The sequence below is a fragment of the Roseobacter insulae genome, from assembly GCF_019375555.1.
GTDB classification, from domain to species: domain Bacteria; phylum Pseudomonadota; class Alphaproteobacteria; order Rhodobacterales; family Rhodobacteraceae; genus Roseobacter; species Roseobacter insulae.
The window spans coordinates 1,035,669-1,055,191 of the sequence record NZ_JAHXDN010000001.1; the positions used below are offsets into that span (position 1 = coordinate 1,035,669).

Consider the following 19,523-nt stretch of genomic DNA (forward strand, 5'->3'; position numbering starts at 1 on the left):
ACGCGATTTCGCTGCCCACGTCCAGCGCACAGATACGTGAAGGACTTTGTGCTATCATTTTTGAAACAAAAGGCGCATGTGGGCGGGATAGTATTTACGAAGGTAGCCGCATGAGCCGTCTGGATCTTTTCATCAATCGAATGGTGTCTCAGCGGGCCTGCCTGAACCACGCCGCCAAACTCACGCAAGGCATGGCCGGCCCGGTTTTTGAGCTGGGGTTGGGGAACGGGCGCACCTATCACCACATGTGCGAGATCATGCCCGACCGTGACATCTACGTGTTTGAGAGGGCCGTCGCGTCGCACCCCGACAGTACCCCGCCGGATGATCGGGTGTTTCTCGGCGATGTGTTCGAGACACTTCCCCGGGCGTATGAGCGTTTTGGCGCGACGGCGAGCTTGATCCATGCGGACCTCGGCGGCCACAACGCCGAAAAGAACGATGTTTTCGCGCGTGAAATCTCCCCTTTGATCGCGCCGTTGATGGCAGAGGGTGGTCTGATGGTTTCCAGCGACAGGATGTATTTCGATGATCTGAGAGAGATCGCCTTGCCGGATGATGCCATTCCGGGACGGTGTTTTATCTACAAGCGCTGAGGCTGACCTTTTCGGAACGGCTGGATCGCGGTGCATTTGCGCCGCGATTTTTTGTTGCACGTATGGCGAGTGCCCTCTATCAAAGTCGAATATAGTGAAATAAAGTTTCACATTGCGAAATAAGTTTTGGGAGGAACTGAGATGATGACCCTGAAAAGCGCAGTTGTCGGGGCTGCACTGCTGGCCAGCGGCGCCATGGTCCAAGCGGAAACCAACCTGATCCATGGCGAGGCCGGACCCAACCGCGGGGCGCGCGCCGCGGCACTTCAGTGGTTTGCCGATCAGGTTACTGCGCGGTCAGAGGGCGACATCCAGCTCGACATCCAGTGGGGCGGTGCGCTTTTCAAGGCCAATGCGGCAATGCAATCCATCGGGGATGGTGTCGCCGATATGGGATCGGTCATTGCCGTATATTATCCGCAGGAAATGGCCGCCTACGGGATCGCGGATCTGCCTCTGGACAACCCTGACGCCTGGGTGGGCATGCGCGCGACAGATGCGCTGATGCGCAACTCGGCAGCAATTGCCGCGAACCTGAGGGAGAAAAACCTTGTCTACATAGGTACCTGGACAACCAGCCAGGTCAATATTGGCTGCAAGGGTGCCGCGATCCGTAAAGCCGAGGACATCGATAACCTGAAGGTGCGTGGCGTGGGGGCTTATGGCAAGGTGTTTGGAGAATTGGGCGCCAACATGGTGCGCATGTCGATCTATGACGCCTATCAGGGGCTCGACACCGGTCTGATCGATTGCAGCCAGGGATACAGCTATGCAGTTGCGGCGCTGAAGCAGGCCGAGGTCATGGACAGCTACACCCTGCTCAACTGGGGACAGGTTGGCGGTGTCGGCATGTTCATGAATGCCGATGTCTTTGACGGGCTTTCACAAGAGCAGCAGGCGCTGCTGAACGAGGTGGGCAGCGATATGGCAGATGAATTCGGGCGCATCATTACGGCCGCCAATGAAAGCGCAATTGTGGCGATGCAGGAGGCAGGGGTCGAGGTGATCGAGCTTGCCCCGGAGGAACGCGCCAAGCTGGTTGAAAAGGGTGGCAAATTCCTGGCCGACTGGGTGAGCATTGCGGATGCCACCGGCCTGCCGGGTCAGGAATTGCTTGAGGAATACCAGGTGCTGATCGCCCGGTACTCCGCTGAGCGCGATCAGAAAGGCTATCCTTGGGAGAGGGAAAGCAACTGATCCGGAGCTTGATGCCGAAAATGCAGTCAAAACTGGAACAGGTGCTGTTGGCATTGGGCGCAATTGCGGTGCTCCTGCTCGGTGGGGTGATCACGGCGAACGTGATCGCGCGCGCCGCTTTTGGTTCAGCCGTGCCTGACAGCGTGACCATTGTTCGCGAATTGATGGTCGCCGCGATCCTGTTGCCTCTGGCGGCGACAACAGCGGCGCGGGCACATGTTTGTGTGGATTTCATCTCGGATCGTTTTGGCGCGCGGCTGAGGTCATGGTTGATCGTTCTGGGCTCCCTCATGGGTATGATTGCCCTCGCGGCTCTGATCTGGGCAGGCGCGCGTGACCTGGGCAAAGTCTGGACGTCCGGCAGCTTCTTTTACGGCGATCTGAATTTGCCGAAATGGCCGGGAAGGCTGATCTTTGTGATCGGCATCGGTGCCTGCTGGTTGCGGCTTGCCGAACTGGCCTGGCGGGATACCGGCGTCATTCTGCGCGGCGGCGCGGTGTCCGATCGGCAGGACCATTCGCTGACCGGTGGCGGGGTCGACTGATGGATCCCGCAACAGTTGGTCTTATTGCCTTTGCGGCGGTGCTGGTGCTGCTCGCGCTGCGGGTGCCCATCGCCTTTGCCCTGGCCGCCGTCGCGACACTTGCCACGTCTTTCATCTTCGCCTTCCGGACGGGCACGTTCATGCCCGAAAGGGCCATTCGTGCCACCACCTCGATGGTGTTTTCCAACTCGTTTGACCTCATTCATTCCTATGACCTTTCGATGATCCCGCTGTTTGTCGCCCTGGGACACATCGCCTATCGCGCGGGGATTACGACGCGCATCTATGACGCCGCCAAAGTGTGGCTGACACGGGTGCCGGGCGGTGTCGCGATGGCCAGCGTGATGGGGTGCGGTGGTTTCTCCGCGATTACCGGCAGTTCAATTGCCTGCGCATCGACGATGGGGCGGATTTGCACACCCGAGATGCTGCGCATGGGGTACGATCCACGTCTGGCCACGGCCAGCGTCGCCGCCGGCGGCACGTTGGGATCGTTGATCCCACCGTCGGTGTTGTTCATCATCTACGGAATTTTCACCGAGACGTCGATCTCGGCGCTGTTTCTGGCGGGCGTGCTGCCGGGGCTGCTGACACTTCTTGGGTTCCTCGTCGTCATCGGTGTCTGGGTCTGGCGTGTACCCGGCATCGCGCCTGCAACGGATCGTCGGTATTCCACCCCAGAGCGGATGCGGGCGGCGCTGGGGGCCTGGCCGGCGGTATTGCTATTTCTGGTCATCATCGGGGGCATCTACGGCGGCATCTTCACGGCCACCGAAGCTGCAGCCGTCTGCGTCAGCGCCGCCATTCTGATCGGTTTTGCGCAACGCCGGCTGGATTTCGCGGGTCTGTGGATCTCCGTCAAGGAGACCTGCGTGCAGACGGCCGCCATCTTCTTCATCGCGGCCGGTGCCAAGATTTTCGTTGCCTTCATTGCCCTGACCGGTGTTGCGCCGATGATTGTTGAAACCGTGACGCAGGCGGATCTGTCGGTCTTTGTGCTCATGCTCGCCATCGCGCTGATCTACTTGCTGTTGGGCATGTTTCTGGACCCGATCGGCATCATGGTGCTGACCCTGCCGCTGATGATTCCGCTGGTGGAAAGCTACGGTCTAAACCTCATCTGGTTCGGCGTCGTGGTGATCAAACTGCTGGAGATCGGCCTGATCACGCCCCCTGTTGGTCTGAATGTCTTCGTGATTGCCAACGTGGTTGGCAAGGAGGCCCCGATAGACAAAATTTTTGCGGGTATTGCCCGGTTCCTGACCGTCGATATCATTGTTCTGATCCTGATCATGAGCTTTCCGGCGATTTCACTTCTCATTCCCATGGCCGCAAGATGAACAAACCTGACACAGATCGGAAATTCGCCAATACTCTGGCACGCGGCCTGAGCGTGTTGAGTGCGTTCCGGGCCAGTGACGACGGGTTGAGCCATGCGCAGATCGCCGAACGGACAGGTCTGCCTAAGCCCACCATTTCCCGCCTGACCTACACTCTGTGCGAATTGGGTTTTCTCACGCACGCAAGCCGTAACGAGAAGTTCCGTCTGGGTCCGGCGGCCATTGCGCTGGGGTCCGTGGCCACCCTCTCCGCCTCTTTCTTTGATCTGATTGCCGAACCCATGCAGCAATTGGCCAATCAAACGGGAACGCTCGGCCTGATCGCCGTGCGCGACACGGACAGGATGATGCTGGTCAAGACGTGGCGGCCGGAAGGCACCGCGGCCATCTGGCTGGAACCGGGCCACCGCATTCCGCTCTTTGGCTCGTCATCGGGGCAGGCGACGTTGGCGGTGCTGGCGGATGACAAGTTCGAGGCGCTCGCACCGGATGCGGACTTGCGGGCCTTTCGTCAGGACGGGTATGCCCAGCTTCTTGCCCAGGGTTTTACCATCGCGCCGCGCCCGACGCGCTATGCCCGCACCGTGAACGCGGTTAGTGTGCCGTATTTCGCCCTGGAATTCGGGGCCCCGGTCAGCATCTCCTGTGGCGCCCTGCCCGAAATGCTGACGGATGAACGTATGTTGCAAGAAGTGGGTCCTGCACTGCGCGACGTCGTGCGCGATCTGGAACACCGCACCGGCCATGCACCGGCCTTGGCGCGGCGCGGCTGAGCAAAGTGAGAAGAGAACAGATGACAGATAAAATTGCATATGAGCGCCACGGCGATGTAGCCGTACTGCGTATCCAGAACCCACCGGTGAATGCCCTGAGCCACGAGGTGCGCAGCGGCCTGATGGCCGGAATGGATCATGCGGAGGCCGACGCCGGTGTCAAAGCGGTGCTGCTGGTGGGTGACGGTCGCGCCTTCATTGCGGGGGCGGACATCAAGGAATTCGGCAAGACTCCAAAGGAGCCGCACCTGCCGGATGTCTGCAACCGGATCGAGGCATCTCCGCTCATCGTGGTCGCCTCCATGCATGGTGTCAGCCTCGGCGGCGGGCTGGAGGTCGCCCTTTCTGCGCATTACCGCACTGCCCAGCCGGACGCCCGCTTTGGCTTGCCGGAGGTGCACCTGGGGTTGATCCCGGGCGCCGGCGGTACCCAAAGGTTGCCGCGGGTCACCGGCGTGGAAGCGGCGATTGACATGATCACCTCCGGGCGTCACGTCAAGGCACCCGAAGCGCTGGACATGGGCGTAATCGACAGCATTGCCGAGGGTGACCCGCAGACGGTTGGTCTTGCCCACGCCGAGGCTCTCTTGGCGGAAGGTGCGACCCGTCGCCCGGTAAGCGAAATGCCCGCGCCCCCGCCCATCGACTGGGATGCGAGCTATGAGGCGGTTCTGAAGAAGGGTCGCGGTCAGATAGCGCCGGCACAGGCGGTCCGCGCGGTGCAGGCCAGTGTTGAGCTGCCCTTTTCCGAAGGGCTGAAAGCGGAACGCCAGATGTTCTGGGATCTGATGAAGACGGATCAGCGACAGGGAATGATCCACGCATTTTTCTCCGAGCGCGCGGTCAGCAACCTGCCGGAGCTCAAGGGCATCGAGCCGCGCGAACTTGCGGCGATCGGGGTCATCGGCGGTGGCACAATGGGCGCGGGAATTGCCACGGCGGCGCTGCTGTCGGGTTTGGCCGTCACGCTGATCGAAATGAGCGATGCGGCGGCAGAAGCCGCCAAGGCCCGGATTGCCGGGAACCTTGCGGGTGCGCTCAAACGTGGCAAGCTCTCACAGGAACAGCACGACAACATCTTGAATAGCGCACTGTCGTTGGCAACGGATTACGCGGCGCTGAAGGATTCCGATCTGGTGATTGAGGCGGTTTTCGAGGACATGGATGTCAAGAAATCGGTTTTCGGTGATCTAGACGCCATTTGCAAACCGGGCACCGTCCTGGCCACCAATACCTCGTATCTGGATGTCAATGAAATCGCCGCCAGCACATCACGTCCCGGCGATGTGATCGGGCTGCATTTCTTTTCTCCGGCGCATGTGATGAAACTGCTCGAAGTCGTGGTCGCTGACCAGACGGGACCCGATGTGGTGGCGACCGGCTTTGCATTGGGCAAACGGCTGGGAAAAATCTCGGTGCGTGCCGGTGTCTGTGACGGGTTCATCGGCAACCGCATTCTCAGCACCTACCGCACAGCCGCCGATCACATGATCCTGGACGGCGCATCCCCCTACCAGATCGACAAGGTGCTGACCGATTTCGGCTTTGCCATGGGGCCCTATGCGGTGGCCGATCTCGCCGGGCTTGATATCGGCTGGGCGATGCGAAAACGGCTGGCACCAACCCGGGATCCCCGCGAACGGGTGGGGCGATACCCTGATAAGCTCTGCGAAGCGGGTCACTTCGGGCAGAAAACAGGCAAAGGCTTCTACGTTTACGAAAAAGGTCAGCGCGGCGGTACACCCAATCCGGAGGTGACGGCGCTGATCGAGGCGGAGCGCAAGGAGCGCAACATCACGCCGCGCGCCTTTTCCGATGTCGAAATCGTGCGGCGCTACATGGCGGCCATGGTAAACGAGGCGGCGAAAGTCGTTGGCGAAGGGATCGCGCGACGGCCCCTTGACGTCGATATGGTCCTGCTCTTTGGGTACGGGTTCCCCAGATACCGGGGCGGGCCTTTGAAATGGGCCGATCTGGTTGGGCTGCCGGATCTTCTGGCCGATATCGAGCGCTATGCCGAGGAAGATGATTACTTTTGGCGGCCTGCGCCCCTGCTGCGGGAACTGGTGGCCGATGGCCGCTGCTTTGATGATCTGAACAAGGACGCCTGATATATGAAACAAGCAGTGATCGTTTCCGCCGCGCGGACTGGCCTCGCGAAATCGTTCCGCGGCTCCTTCAACCAGACCCATGGTGCGACCATGGGAGGGCATGTGGTCGCCTCGGCGGTAGACCGCGCGGGTATTGCGCGTGACCAGATTGAAGACTGCATAGTCGGATGCGGGTTCCCGGAAGGCGCAACTGGCCAGAACATTGGTCGCCAGATTGCTTTGCGCGCAGGCCTGCCCGTGACAACCGCCGGCATGACGGTGAACCGCTATTGCTCGTCCGGTCTGCAGACAATCGCGATGGCGGCAAACGCCATTGTAGCCGATGGTGCAGGACCCATGGTGGCCGGGGGCGTGGAGAGCATATCGCTGGTTCAGCCCAAGACCCAACCGACACCGGAGACCTGGCTCGCAGAACATAAGCCCGATGTCTACATCACCATGATCGAGACCGCTGATATTGTCGCGGCCCGCTACGGCGTGACCCGCGAGGCGCAGGATGAATACGGGTTGCGCAGCCAGCAACGGATCGCGGCGGCGCAGGAAGGCGGTCTTTTCGAGGATGAGATCGTACCAATGAAGGCCACCATGGCGGTGCAGGACAAGCAGACGAAGGAGGTCTCGCAGCACGCGGTCACGGTTGACCGGGATGAGTGCAACCGACCCGGCACAACCCTTGCCGGCCTGGCAGCGCTCGACCCCGTGCGCGACGGCGGCTTTGTGACCGCGGGAAACGCCAGCCAGCTCTCCGACGGTGCTGCCGCGGTTGTCCTGATCGAGGCTGACGAGGCTGAGCGACGGGGGCTTGAACCCATGGGGGCTTTCAAGGGCTTTGCCGTGGCCGGGTGCGAACCGGACGAGATGGGAATTGGTCCGGTTTTCGCGGTCCCGCGCCTGCTGGAGCGTCACGGCCTGAGCATCGGCGATATCGACCTTTGGGAGTTGAACGAAGCCTTCGCCAGCCAAGCGCTTTACTGCCGTGACAGGCTGGGCATCGATCCCGAAAAATTCAACGTCAATGGCGGCTCTATCGCGATTGGTCATCCCTTTGGCATGACAGGCGCGCGGATGACCGGGCACCTGCTGCGCGAAGGCAGACGACGCGGGGCAAAGCTGGGCGTTGTGAGCATGTGCATCGGGGGTGGCATGGGGGCCGCTGGTCTGTTCGAAATTTATTCGTGAGAGCGAGATATGGATCTGAGCTATAGCGACGAGGAAATTGCATTCCGACGGGAGGTACGCGCGTTTCTGCAGGACAAACTGCCGCCGGAACTGTCCGGGAAGGTGCGGGCCGGCAAGGAGTTGGCCAAGGCGGATTACGAGGGCTGGCATGCGATTTTGAACGCAAAAGGCTGGCTGGCTCCGAATTGGCCCAAGGCCTTCGGCGGGGCGGAGTGGAATGCCGTCCAGCGCCATATCTTCGAGGATGAATGCGCCCTCGCCTATGCGCCGCGTATCGTGCCGTTCGGGTTGTCGATGCTTGGCCCGGTGCTGCAGAAATTCGGCTCAAAGGCACAACAGGACCACTGGTTGCCACGTATTCTCAACGGCGAGGATTGGTGGTGTCAGGGGTATTCCGAACCCGGTGCAGGGTCTGACCTTGCTTCGTTGAAATGCGCGGCTGTGCGGCAGGGCGATCACTATATCGTCAATGGTCAAAAAACCTGGACGACACTGGGTCAGCACGCCAACATGATTTTCTGTCTGGTGCGCACCGACAAAGACGCCAAGCAGCAGGAGGGTATTTCATTCCTGCTGATCGACATGGAGACACCCGGCATCGAAGTCCGCCCCATCGTGTTGCTGGATGGCAGCGCCGAGGTCAATGAAGTCTGGTTCACCGATGTACGCGTGCCGGTCGCGAACCTTGTCGGCGAGGAAAACAAGGGCTGGACCTATGCCAAGTACCTGCTGACGCATGAGCGTACGAACATCGCTGGCGTCGGCTTTTCTCAGGCCGGGTTGGCGGCGGTTAAGCGGATTGCCAAATCCGAAATATCGGGGGGCAGACCGCTGATTGAAAATCCGCATTTCGCAGCCAGGATCGCTCAGGTCGAAATAGACCTGATGGCCATGTCCACGACCAATCTGCGCATTGTCTCCAAGGCGGCGGCGGGGCAAGCCCCCGGCGTGGAAAGTTCCATGCTCAAGGTGAAAGGCACGATCATTCGCCAGCAGATCAACGATCTCGCACGGAGGGCGGCGGGCGTGTACGCGATGCCGTTCGCATCGGAGGCCGTGGAGGGTACCAATGCGCCTCTGCCCGATCCGCTGGCCGCAGGACCGGTTGCGAAACAGTATTTCAACAATCGAAAACTCTCGATCTTTGGCGGCTCAAACGAAATCCAGCGACAGATCATCGCCAAAACCACCCTTGGAGGCGCGAAATGAATTTCGACCTGACCGATGAACGGCAGATGCTTCAGGATACGCTGCGGCGGTTCCTGACGGACCGCTACACAACGCAGGTGCGAAATGACATTCTGAGCATTGAGGCCGGACAGTCGGTTGAGATATGGACAGAGCTGGCGGAACTCGGAGTGGTTGGCGCGCTGTTCACCGAAGACTGTGGCGGCTTTGGCGGTCTGGGCTTCGACCTTGCTGTCGTCTTCGAGGAACTGGGACGCGCAGGTGTGGTCGAACCGTTTCTGGATAATGCCGTGCTGGCCGGCGGGCTGGTGGCTGCATTGGGCGACGAAACGCAGCGGGCGCAACTGGATGAGGTCATCCAGGGGCGTCTGCAAATGGCCCTTGCCCATGGCGAGCCGACCACCCGTTACGACCTGAGCCGCGTCAACACGACCGCGGTTGAGAAAGAGGAAAGCATCGTTTTGAACGGACGCAAGGCGGTGGTGGTCAATGCGGAAGCTGCGGATGTTCTGGTCATCTCCGCGCGCGAGGCGGGCGCGGTCGATGATGAGGCCGGGATATCCCTGTTTCTGATACCCCGAGATGCGCAGGGGCTGACGGTAGAAGGCTATGCACTATTGGCTGGCGGACGGGCGGCGGAAATCGTTCTGGAGGATGTCACAATCCCGGCCTCTGCACGGCTTGGCGTTTCAGGTGAGGCCTTTGCCGCAATCGAAGACCGGATCGCTGCTGCGAATGTTGCCATATGCGCCGAAACGCTGGGCGCGATGGAAACGGCGACCCGACTGACGCAGGAATACCTGATGACACGCAAGCAATTCGGCCGTCCGATCGGCAGTTTTCAGGCGCTGGCGCATCGTATGTCGGATCTGCTGATCGAGATGGAACAGGCGCGCTCTGCCGTGATCAATGCAGCCGGGCATCTGGAAAGCGACCGGGTGATCCGCGAACGCCACGTGTCTGCGGCAAAGAATCTGATCGGTCGCGCGGGTCGGCTGGTGGCCGAAGACAGCATTCAAATGCATGGCGGGATCGCCATGACGCAGGAATACGAGCTTGCGCATATCGCCAAGCGCATCGTGATGGCCGAGCACAGGTTCGGCGACTGCGATCATCATCTGGAGCGGTTCATTGCCCTCTCCGCAGCCTGAATTCCCGATCAGCGGTGCGCAGGGGTTGATCGGCTACGAGGTGGCGCTTGACCGGCAGGCCGGACGCGCAGAGGTGATCCTTGACATCATGCCGCATCATCTGAACCGGAATGAAAGCCTGCACGGCGGTATTCTGGCGATGATGCTCGACAGTGCGGCAGGCTTTGCCGCCTCGCTCAGCTTTGGCGGCGATCCGCTGGCGCGGGTTGTTACGGTGTCGCTTACCACGCAATTCGTTGCGGCGGTGCAGGCCGGGCGGGTTGTGGCGACCGGCAACGTGGCTGGCGGAGGGCGCAGGATCACCTATGCGGATGCGGAAATGCGGGACGCTGCGGGCACGCTGATTGCCAAGGCGTCCGGAGTGTTCAAAAGGGTGTCGTGATGGCGAGGATAGAAGACATGGGTGATCGTGTGGTCATCTGGAACGGCAATGCGACACGGCGCGGTGCGCTGACCCCGGAACTCTACGGCTGTATTGATAAGGCGATGCAGCTTGCGGCGGAACCGCGTGTGCGCGCCGTCATCCTGACGTCAGACGGTAGTTTCTTCTGCGCGGGCGGCGACCTCAACGTATTGATCGAACGTCGTAAGCTGTCAGAACCGGAACGCCGGGAAAAGGTGGATGGTCTGCATGATCTGGTCAGGGCGATGCGGTCCTGCCCGGTACCGCTGATCGCCGGCATTGAAGGGGGTGCCGCCGGAGCGGGCCTCTCGCTGGCGCTGGCCTGTGACCTGATCGTTGCCGCGCAGGGGGCGGTGTTTACCGCGGCCTATGTCAAGGCGGGGTTGGTGCCCGATGCCGGGTTGACGGCGTCGCTGGCGCGATGCCTGCCACGGCCTCTGGCGATGGAAATGTGTCTGCTGGCGCGCCCTGTCACCGCAGAGCGGATGGCCGGGTTGGGCGTGGTGAACGAGCTTGCGGCGCCCGGTGCGTCATTTGCCGCGGCGATGGCGCTGGCCGATAGGCTTGCGCGTGGCCCGCGGGATGCTCAGCGGGTGATCCGCGCGCTTGTCGCGGCGGCATATGAAACGCCTCTGTCCGCGCAGCTGGACGCGGAACGGGACGCCATCGCGCATGCGGCGGGCGGGCCAGAAGCCGCCGAGGGGATCGCGGCATTTCTGGAAAAACGCACACCGGAGTATGGCAGATGATCTGGAATACCGAACTGACCCGACGTCTCGGTATCAGACGCCCGATTGTCGCAGGTGGCCTGCAGTGGCTTGCCGATGCGCGCTATGTGACGGCGGCTGCACAGGCTGGGATCATGGGGTTCATTACCGCCGCGAGCTTTCCCGATCACGCCGATCTGCGGGCTGAGATTACCCGCGCCCGCGCCGCCTGTGGCGATCTGCCTTTTGGTGTCAACGTCTCCATGTTGCCCAAGCTGGTGCCCGGGGATCAGACAGAGGATGTCTTCCGGCTGATCGCGGATGAAGGGGTGCGCGTGGTCGAAACCTCCGGGCGCAACCCCGAGCCCTATATCCCGCTCCTGAAAGATCTCGGATTGATGGTGCTGCACAAGGTGCCCGCAGTCCGTTACGCGGTCAAAGCGCAATCGGTTGGGGTTGATATGGTGTCCATCGTCGGGGCGGAGTGCGGCGGTCATCCGGGCATGGACATGATCGGATCATTCGTGAACGGCGCCATGGCGGGTGAGGCTCTGGATATCCCCTTCCTGATCGGGGGCGGGGTCGGACATGGCAGTCAGTTGATCGCGGCGCTGGGGATGGGTGCAGCGGGCGTCGTTATGGGAACGCGCCTTTTGGTGTCGGAAGAACTCGGCGCGCACGAAGACTACAAGAAAGCACTGGTTGCCGCCACGGAGCGTGATACGGCGCTGACCATGAGTTCGCTGCGCAACACGGTGCGCACGCTGGCAAATGACACCACGGCGGAAGTCTTGCGGATGGAAGCGGACACCCCCGATATCACCATTCGGGACCTCATGCCTCTGGTGTCCGGCAGGATTGGCCGCAAGGCCTACGAGACAGGCGACGTCAGTCGCGGCCTGCTTTCGGCAGGGCATGCGCTGGGACTGACGGATCGCATCGAACCCATGGCCGATATCATCGCCCGGATCGAGGCGCAGGCCGCCACCGCGCAACAACGCATCGTCGGAACTCTGCAAATGTCCGAGGCCGCCGAATGACCACCCGGGTGGAGAGCTTTCTGAACGACCAATGCGCGCAGCGCCCTGACGGGTTTGCCATGTCGGACGGAACGGGCGTGGAATGGACATGGCGGGACTTGCACGAGGCCAGTGACGCGGCCGCCGATTGCCTGTCCGGCCACGGTGTTCAGCCCGGAGACCGCGTTGTCATCCTGTGCGAAAACTGCACCGCTGCCGTCGCATTTCTGTTTGGTGCATGGCGTGTTGGTGCCATCGCGGTTCCGGTGAATGCACGGCAATCCGCATCCGAACTGGCGCGCATTCTGGATCACGCCGCCCCATCGGTCACGGTTCTGACCACCGCCGTCTCCCCCGATGCCATCGCACATGCGGACCGATTGGGGGCAACGGCAACTACCGGGAAATACGGAACCGTACATCTCGCCAAGACGCATGCGTCAAACCCGGAGGATGACATTCGCATTGCCGTGCTGCTTTACACCACCGGCACAACCGGCGTTCCGAAGGGCGTAATGCTCAGCCACGAGAATTTGCGGTTTGGCGGCATGGCGTCGGCCCATCTGCGGGAGATGACATGCAAAGATGTGATTTACGGCGTCCTGCCGATCACGCATGTTTTTGGACTGGCCTCAATCGTGACTGCCGCCTCCTACACAGGCGCTGCCATCCGGTTTGAAGCGCGGTTTTCTGCGGCAAAGCTTTATGCGGCGCTGGGTCGGGGCGTCACGCTTTTGTCGGCCGTGCCGCAAATGCACGCACTCCTGATGCAATACACGGCCGAGCAAGGGTTTGCGCGATTGGGATCAAAGGACCTTCGCTACGTGTCGTCGGGGGCCGCCCCGCTGGATCCTGCGTGGAAGCGCAAGGCCGAGGCTTTTTACGGTGTGCCGCTGCAAAACGGCTATGGCATGACCGAAACCACCGCGGGCGTCTCGATCACCAAAAATCCGCTCGGATCGCCGGATATCTCGGTGGGGCCACCCTTGCCCGGCGTGGAGGTGCGCATCGATGAGAGCGTTCCGGGCGGCGGCCACGGTATGGGCGAAGTTCTGACGCGGGGGCCCCATGTGATGCTGGGGTACTTTCGCAATCCGTCTGAGACGGAAAGGGCGCTCGATGCGGGGGGTTGGATGCATACCGGTGACCTGGGGAAGTTTGATGATACGGGCCATCTGCATATTCTTGGCCGGTCAAAAGAGCTGATCATCCACGGCGGTTTCAATGTCTATCCGCCCGAAGTCGAGGCGGCGATCAATGAGCATCCGCAGGTTGTTCAGTCGGCGGTGGTCGGTCGTATGAAGGCTGGTGACGAAGAGGTGCTGGCCTTTGTTCAGGTGTCGGAAAACTGCGATCTGACGGCTGATGATCTGGCGGCATTTCTGCGCGACCGTCTGACGGGATATAAGCGCCCCGCTGTCATCGTAATCGGCACGCAGCTGCCCGCAGCACCGACCGGCAAGATACTCAAGCACAAACTCTTGGACGCCTTTGCCGCTCAATTGTCGTAGTGCGACAATGGCGCGCGCAGGTGCGACGCCGTCAGGGATCAGACGTAAGTACCATTCGCAGCCTGCCGGATTGCCCGGATGTTATCACCATAGGGTGCCGGATCACTGACCGACCCGCCCCGAAAAACGGCCGATCCGGCCACGAGAACATCCGCGCCAGCTTGCGCCACCGATGGTGCGGTCTTTGGATCGACACCGCCATCGATCTCGATATGAATGGGGCGATCCCCGATCATAGCGCGCAAGGCTTTGATCTTGCTTGTCATATCGATGAACTTCTGGCCGCCGAAACCTGGGTTGACCGTCATCACGCAAATCAGATCGATGCTCTCCATCAGTTCTGAAACCGCCTCGGCCGGTGTTCCGGGGTTAAGCGCAACCCCCGCTTTCGCGCCCGCGGCGCGAATGGCCTGCAAGGTGCGATGGATGTGCGGTCCTGCTTCAACATGCGCCGTAATCACATCTGCCCCGGCCTGCGCGAAGGCATCAATGTAGGGATCCACCGGCGCAATCATCAGATGCACGTCCATCACCCCCTTGATATGGGGGCGGATCGCCGCGCAGGTCGCCGGACCAAAGGTGATGTTCGGCACGAAGTGACCATCCATCACGTCCACATGCACCCAGTCGGCCCCCTGCGCCTCGATCGCTTCGCATTCCGCACCGAAGTTGGCGAAATCCGCGGCCAGGATGGAGGGGGCAATTTTAATGGATCGGTCGAAGGACATGCGGTGTGCCTCTGGTCAGGGTCAGGTTCCCTCGGGCTATAGCGCCGCACCTTGGCCCAAAGCAAGCGCAGAGCAGGCTGGCGTTCGGATCTTTGCGGGATCTGGAACGGGTTTTGGCCGGTGCGGTCATCCTGTTCGTGCTGGTCAGAACGTCTGTGCCGCTGGCAGATCTAAGGTGCCGGTGTCACCAGTGCTGCCAATTCGGCAAAACGCGTGCCCGGTTCCAGCAGTTTCTCCCGCATTGCCCAGATGCTGGCGGCGCGATCATGTCCCAGCGTTGGCCCGGCGAAGTTGTGGAACTTGCGTGCGACCTCTTCCTCGGAAAGTGGCGCATCGAGCCCCCCGCGTGCATGGGTATCGCCTGACTCAAATCGGCGCCCGTCTTTGCAGAGAACCGTCACATCCGCCGTGCGATACATGGGAAAACGCGCGTTGTGGCGCGCTTCTACGCGAACGGAAATGCGCGGTATCAATCGCGCGACCTCGACGTCCGTCAGGCCGGTGCCCGCGATATGTTCAGGCCCCACATGCCCGTAGCGCCACAGCGTCGCCATGGCAAAGTGAAGCGAGTATTGCGCCTGCCCGGTGGTGGTGGGCATATCCGCGTAAAGGGCGGCACTTTCGGTGAAAGTCCCGATGCGGAGGGTGTCAATGTCACCATGCGCAAGGTTGTTTTGGCGCATGAGGGCGTCCAGAGCATCCAGCGGCGCATGAGCCCAGCGGCAAATCGGATAGGGCTTGATGTAGTTTTCATCGATTGTCCAACGCGCGCCGAGATCCTGCCAGAACGGCGCCGCCTCGGCAGCTTCCACGGTAATCGCCGGCGCGCCCTCGAACCCGCGCAAAGCGAGCAAGGCCGCCATTGATCCGGTCAGCGCACCCATGCCGGAGCCGTCGTGCAACATCGTCGGATGCGCGATTTCACGCATCATCTGGCTGCGCGGGCCGTGGTATTCTGCAATGCCCAGGGCCTCGCGCAGCTGCGCCTTGCTGGCCCCGCGCAATCGGCACCCAAGGGCCGCAACAGCCAGCGCATTCCACGCACCCGATGTGTGATAATCCGAGACTGTCGCATGCAGCGCAAGCCCCGCGCGCGCGCCCACTTCGTAGGCGATCACCAGAGCGTCGAGAGCGTCGCATGCCGCGAGGTCCGGCATCTTGGCCGAAAAAGCCAGAAGGGCGGGCACCACGGCACAGCCGATGTGCCCCTTGACCGGGTTGAACCCATCGTGGCCGTCCAGATTGTCGATCTGAGTTGCTGCGGCAAATGCTGCGCCGGGCACGGCGGCGAAACGCCCGTCAAACAGCAGGGGAGCCGCGAGATCGGGGGAGCCCGCCGCGTGAAAATCCACGGCAAAGTCGCGGGCGATCCTTGATGGCCGCAATGCTGTTGCACCGGCCCCGACGCCAAGCGTGTCGATCAGCAGGAGGGCCGCCCTGCGGCGGGCAGTTTCCGGCACGTCGGGGGCGGATACGAACCGGTACACGGTGTCGAACTGGGCGGTCATGGGTATCCTTTCGGTAAGGTCCTGCCTCAGCAAGCCTGCGAATTCACCCGCTGGCATGTCTGTCTGCGACATGATTTCCGGAATGAATTTGCACAAGTATAAGTGATCGCCCGGCGCTGGCCCTGACGTGGTTTCCATGAAAAGACCAGTGCAGACCCTTAAAGCCGGAGACCGATATGCTTGTGCCACGTCAGAAAGTACCCGACCTTGTCCTGCCATTGCTTGATGGCGAAACCTTCGATCTGTCACGCGACGATGCAAAGACGGGGACTGTTGTGTGCTTTTACCGCGGGTTGCATTGCCCTATCTGTGCGAGCTACCTGACCGAGTTCGAGAAGCGCACGGCGGATTTTGCCGAACGCGGTGTGACGACAATTGCCGTGAGTTCAGACGGTGAGGAACGCACACGCGCCATGGCGGAGAAAATCGACGCCAAGGCGTTGAGGTTCGGGTATGATCTGTCTCTCGGAAAAGCCCGGGAGTGGGGTCTTTATGTGTCAACCTCGCGCGGGAAAACCTCTATTGGCATTGAAGAGCCGGCGCTGTTTTCCGAACCGGGGCTTTTCATGATCACGCCCCAGCAAACGCTTTACTACGGATCGGTGCAGACAATGCCCTTTGTGCGCCCGCATTTTTCCGAGTTGGTGGGGGCCTTGGATTTTGCGATCAAAAACGACTATCCCGCGCGCGGCGAGTACACCGGCGCTGTCTGAAAAATGCGCGGCTGCGCCGCACGCCATGTCCCGGATAAATCCCGCTGGGATTTTTCCGGTGCGGGTGCCCTTTGCGGGACGTCGGTGCTTCGTACCACTCGCTAACGCCGGCTCGCAAGCTCCTCGAGCATCTGGTCGCGCATGATGAATTTCTGCGGCTTGCCCGTGACCGTCATCGGTAGTTCTTTTCTGAAAGAGACATGTGCGGGCACTTTGTAATGCGCGATATTGTCCCTACAGAACTGCCTGATGTCTTCAGAAGACACGGTCGCACCATCGCGTCGTACGATCCACGCGCAGACGATCTCCCCCAATGTGTCATCTGGGATGCCAAAAACCTGCGCTTGCGCCACCCCCGGATGGGTATAGAGGAACTCTTCGATCTCGCGGGGGTAGATGTTTTCGCCACCGCGCAGGATCATGTCCTTGACCCGTCCGGTGATCGTGCAGTACCCGTTGACGTCCAGCGTGGCCAGATCGCCGGTATGCATCCAGCCGTCGGCATCGATGCTTTGTGCCGTTTGCTCCTCTTCGCCCCAGTAGCCCTTCATGACCGAATATCCATGCGTCAGCAATTCACCCTGTGTTCCGACGGGCACAGTCTTGCCGCTGTCATCCACGATCCTGACCTCGACATGGGGATGAATGCGCCCAACTGAGGCAACGCGTTGTTCCAGCGGATCATCGACGTTGCTTTGAAATGACACCGGCGACGTTTCGGTCATACCGTAGGCGATGGTCACGTTATGCATGTTCATCCGGGCCTGAACTTGCCGCATCACTTCGATCGGGCAGGGAGCGCCGGCCATGATCCCGGTGCGCAGGTGGGACAGGTCGTATGTGTCGAACTTCGGCAGGGCCAGTTCATTGACGAACATCGTGGGCACGCCGAAGAGCGCCGTGCAGTGCTCTGCCGACACGGCCGCGAGTGTGTCGTGCGGGTCGAAACCCTCTCCGGGCACGACGATGGTGGCGCCCTTGGTCACGCAGCCGAGGGTGCCCATGACCATCCCGAAGCAGTGGTAAAAGGGAACCGGTATGCACAATCGGTCATTTTCCGTGAATTCCATCGCATCGGTCACGAACCGCGCATTGTTCACGATGTTGTGGTGGGTCAGGCTGGCACCTTTCGGGCTTCCGGTAGTGCCCGAGGTGAACTGAATATTGATGACATCTTGAGGGTCCAGCGCTTTGCCAAGCGCATTCAGATCGGCCCGTGGTGCGGCCCGACATATCGTATCGAAGCTCAACATGCCGGGCGCGATATCACCCCCAAGAACGACAATACTGCGCAAGTGTGGCAGGCGGTCTGCGTGCAGATCGCCGGGTGTGGCGGTTGCCAGCTCCGGTGCCAGTTCGGTCAGCATCGCCGTGTAGTCGGATGACTTGAAACGCCGTGCGGTGATCAGCGCGCTGCATCCGACCTTGTTTAGGGCAAATTCGAGTTCAGCGCGTCGGTACGCGGGGTTGATGCAGACCAGGATCGCCCCGATGCGGGCCGTCGCAAACTGTGTCAACAGCCATTCGGCCCGATTGGGGGACCAGATGCCCACGCGGTCGCCCTTGCCAATCCCGAGGTTCAGGAGCCCCTGGGCCAGCCGGTCGACTTCGCGCAGGAGGTCCGAGTATGTCCATCTGATGTTCTGAGCGCGAAAGACTGCGGCGGGATGATCTGGCAGGCGCTCGCAGGTGTGTCGCAGCAGGTCGGACACCGTGATATTCCATAGCGGCTGGGACGTCTCGCCAATCACATGGGACAGGCCGTTGCGCGGGCTGCGGTCGTGGTCGGTCATGTCACGGCTCCTGATGAGAAAGTTGCCCGCAGTATCCCGGTTTCGCCGGTCGCAGGCAATGTGTCTGGGTCCGCCAGATCAGGTGAATTTCCGGAAGAGCTTGGTTTGATCGAACATATCCTCCAGCGTTTGCATCCTGTTCTTTGTGTCTTCCCAGTTCAGGTCCTGCACCGCTGCGATCATCGTTTCGATGAGCAGCAAGGTTGTGGCTGCGGAATCCCATGCAGACGGCACGACAATCCGGCTGGAGAAGGAAATGTCTGCCAGGCGATGCACGGGAGAGCGCCACTGATCGGTAAAAAGAATGATCCTGGCACCGCGCTGGTGGGCCATCTCCGCAAGCTTCAGTGTATTGCTCTCATACCGCCGCACATCGAAGATCACGAAGGTGTCGCCGGGTTTCACATCGAGCAGGTAATGCGGCCATGCGTTTGACGTGGACTGGATGTGGGTAACATCCGGCCGGATCATCTGCATGTGCAAGAAAAGATATTCCGCCATCGTGTGCGTGATGCGGCCACCGACGATGTGCAGCCGGGCAGAGGTGTCGGCCAGTTGCGCGCATGCCGCATCGAAATCGCCGGTATCGATCTGACCCAGCGAATGACGGATGTTGTCGATCACCGCCTCGGTAAAGCGGTTGAGCATGTGACCGGAGGGCGCGCCTTCGGCCCAGGTATCGTGCTTGGCGATCGGATTCTTGACCTTTGCCTTCAGCTCTTCGCGCAGTTCTGCCTGAAATTCCGGATATCCTTTGAAGCCAAGTTTCTGCACCATGCGCGCCACGGTCGGTGTTGAAACCTCGGCGTCATTTGCAAGGGTCGAGATCGGACCAAGGCCGGAGGCCGGGTAGTTTTCGAGGATCGAATGTGCCAGCTGCCGCTCCGCGCGCGTCAGGGTTTCAAGCCGGTCCTGAATACGGTCTGCGATGGTCAGATTTGCGTCACCCACGATGTACTGCCTTTGTTTTGACGGATTTTGTTACAGAAAGAATGTATCTGAAAAAATTCTTTCATTATTGTGTTGACAGAATCCCGATCCGGCAAGAAGTTTGTGCCGAA

Annotated in this window: 18 protein-coding genes; 14 read left to right on the forward strand and 4 right to left on the reverse strand. The window is 60.9% G+C overall.

The annotated features are described in order from the left end of the window. Positions 1–110: 110 nt before the first annotated feature. From KX928_RS05015 to KX928_RS05075, 13 genes are all read left to right on the forward strand, one after another. Positions 111–596, forward strand: a complete 486-nt coding sequence (locus KX928_RS05015) for a class I SAM-dependent methyltransferase (protein WP_219499619.1) — start codon at positions 111–113, stop codon at positions 594–596. A gap of 141 nt (positions 597–737) precedes the next feature. Continuing rightward, complete coding sequence (locus tag KX928_RS05020; protein ID WP_308342187.1) at positions 738–1,793, forward strand: C4-dicarboxylate TRAP transporter substrate-binding protein; 1,056 nt, start codon at positions 738–740, stop codon at positions 1,791–1,793. 20 nt (positions 1,794–1,813) lie between these two features. Beyond that, positions 1,814–2,338, forward strand: a complete 525-nt coding sequence (locus KX928_RS05025; RefSeq protein WP_219499621.1) for a TRAP transporter small permease — start codon at positions 1,814–1,816, stop codon at positions 2,336–2,338. Beyond that, positions 2,338–3,678, forward strand: a complete 1,341-nt coding sequence (locus tag KX928_RS05030; protein ID WP_219499623.1) for a TRAP transporter large permease — start codon at positions 2,338–2,340, stop codon at positions 3,676–3,678. The genes KX928_RS05025 and KX928_RS05030 overlap by 1 nt, the downstream gene beginning before the upstream one ends. Beyond that, positions 3,675–4,451: an IclR family transcriptional regulator gene (locus KX928_RS05035; protein ID WP_219499624.1), complete on the forward strand. Its 777-nt coding sequence runs from the start codon at positions 3,675–3,677 to the stop codon at positions 4,449–4,451. Before KX928_RS05030 ends, KX928_RS05035 begins: the two co-directional genes overlap by 4 nt. A gap of 20 nt (positions 4,452–4,471) precedes the next feature. After that, positions 4,472–6,562 (forward strand): 3-hydroxyacyl-CoA dehydrogenase NAD-binding domain-containing protein, encoded by a 2,091-nt coding sequence (locus KX928_RS05040; protein ID WP_219499626.1) that lies wholly within the window; start codon positions 4,472–4,474, stop codon positions 6,560–6,562. A gap of 3 nt (positions 6,563–6,565) precedes the next feature. Further along, positions 6,566–7,741, forward strand: a complete 1,176-nt coding sequence (locus KX928_RS05045; RefSeq protein WP_219499628.1) for an acetyl-CoA C-acyltransferase — start codon at positions 6,566–6,568, stop codon at positions 7,739–7,741. A 9-nt stretch (positions 7,742–7,750) separates the two neighbouring features. After that, a complete protein-coding gene (locus tag KX928_RS05050; protein ID WP_219499630.1) occupies positions 7,751–8,950 on the forward strand; it encodes an acyl-CoA dehydrogenase family protein in 1,200 nt (399 codons plus the stop codon). Next, entirely contained in the window at positions 8,947–10,080 is a 1,134-nt protein-coding gene (locus KX928_RS05055; protein ID WP_219499632.1) for an acyl-CoA dehydrogenase family protein, read from the forward strand. The genes KX928_RS05050 and KX928_RS05055 overlap by 4 nt, the downstream gene beginning before the upstream one ends. After that, positions 10,061–10,462, forward strand: coding sequence for a PaaI family thioesterase (locus KX928_RS05060; protein ID WP_257883517.1), 402 nt, complete (start codon positions 10,061–10,063; stop codon positions 10,460–10,462). The genes KX928_RS05055 and KX928_RS05060 overlap by 20 nt, the downstream gene beginning before the upstream one ends. Next, positions 10,459–11,232, forward strand: coding sequence for an oxepin-CoA hydrolase, alternative type (locus tag KX928_RS05065; RefSeq protein ID WP_219499634.1), 774 nt, complete (start codon positions 10,459–10,461; stop codon positions 11,230–11,232). Before KX928_RS05060 ends, KX928_RS05065 begins: the two co-directional genes overlap by 4 nt. Continuing rightward, positions 11,229–12,230, forward strand: coding sequence for an NAD(P)H-dependent flavin oxidoreductase (locus tag KX928_RS05070; RefSeq protein WP_219499637.1), 1,002 nt, complete (start codon positions 11,229–11,231; stop codon positions 12,228–12,230). Before KX928_RS05065 ends, KX928_RS05070 begins: the two co-directional genes overlap by 4 nt. Next, positions 12,227–13,720, forward strand: coding sequence for a class I adenylate-forming enzyme family protein (locus tag KX928_RS05075; RefSeq protein WP_219499639.1), 1,494 nt, complete (start codon positions 12,227–12,229; stop codon positions 13,718–13,720). Before KX928_RS05070 ends, KX928_RS05075 begins: the two co-directional genes overlap by 4 nt. A 38-nt stretch (positions 13,721–13,758) precedes the next feature. Here the strand turns inward: KX928_RS05075 and rpe are convergent, their stop codons facing one another. Both rpe and KX928_RS05085 read right to left on the reverse strand, forming a co-directional pair. Beyond that, entirely contained in the window at positions 13,759–14,448 is a 690-nt protein-coding gene (gene rpe / locus KX928_RS05080) for a ribulose-phosphate 3-epimerase (protein ID WP_219499641.1), read from the reverse strand. Positions 14,449–14,618: 170 nt separating this feature from the next. Next, entirely contained in the window at positions 14,619–15,956 is a 1,338-nt protein-coding gene (locus KX928_RS05085; RefSeq protein ID WP_219499643.1) for an MmgE/PrpD family protein, read from the reverse strand. A 176-nt stretch (positions 15,957–16,132) separates the two neighbouring features. On the opposite strand from KX928_RS05085, the gene KX928_RS05090 reads away from it, so the two are divergent. Beyond that, positions 16,133–16,669, forward strand: a complete 537-nt coding sequence (locus KX928_RS05090) for a peroxiredoxin-like family protein (protein ID WP_219499645.1) — start codon at positions 16,133–16,135, stop codon at positions 16,667–16,669. Positions 16,670–16,770: 101 nt separating this feature from the next. Here the strand turns inward: KX928_RS05090 and KX928_RS05095 are convergent, their stop codons facing one another. Next, positions 16,771–18,462: an AMP-binding protein gene (locus KX928_RS05095; protein WP_219499646.1), complete on the reverse strand. Its 1,692-nt coding sequence runs from the start codon at positions 18,460–18,462 to the stop codon at positions 16,771–16,773. A 78-nt stretch (positions 18,463–18,540) separates the two neighbouring features. After that, a complete protein-coding gene (locus tag KX928_RS05100) occupies positions 18,541–19,413 on the reverse strand; it encodes a MurR/RpiR family transcriptional regulator (protein ID WP_219499648.1) in 873 nt (290 codons plus the stop codon). Positions 19,414–19,523 lie beyond the last annotated feature (110 nt).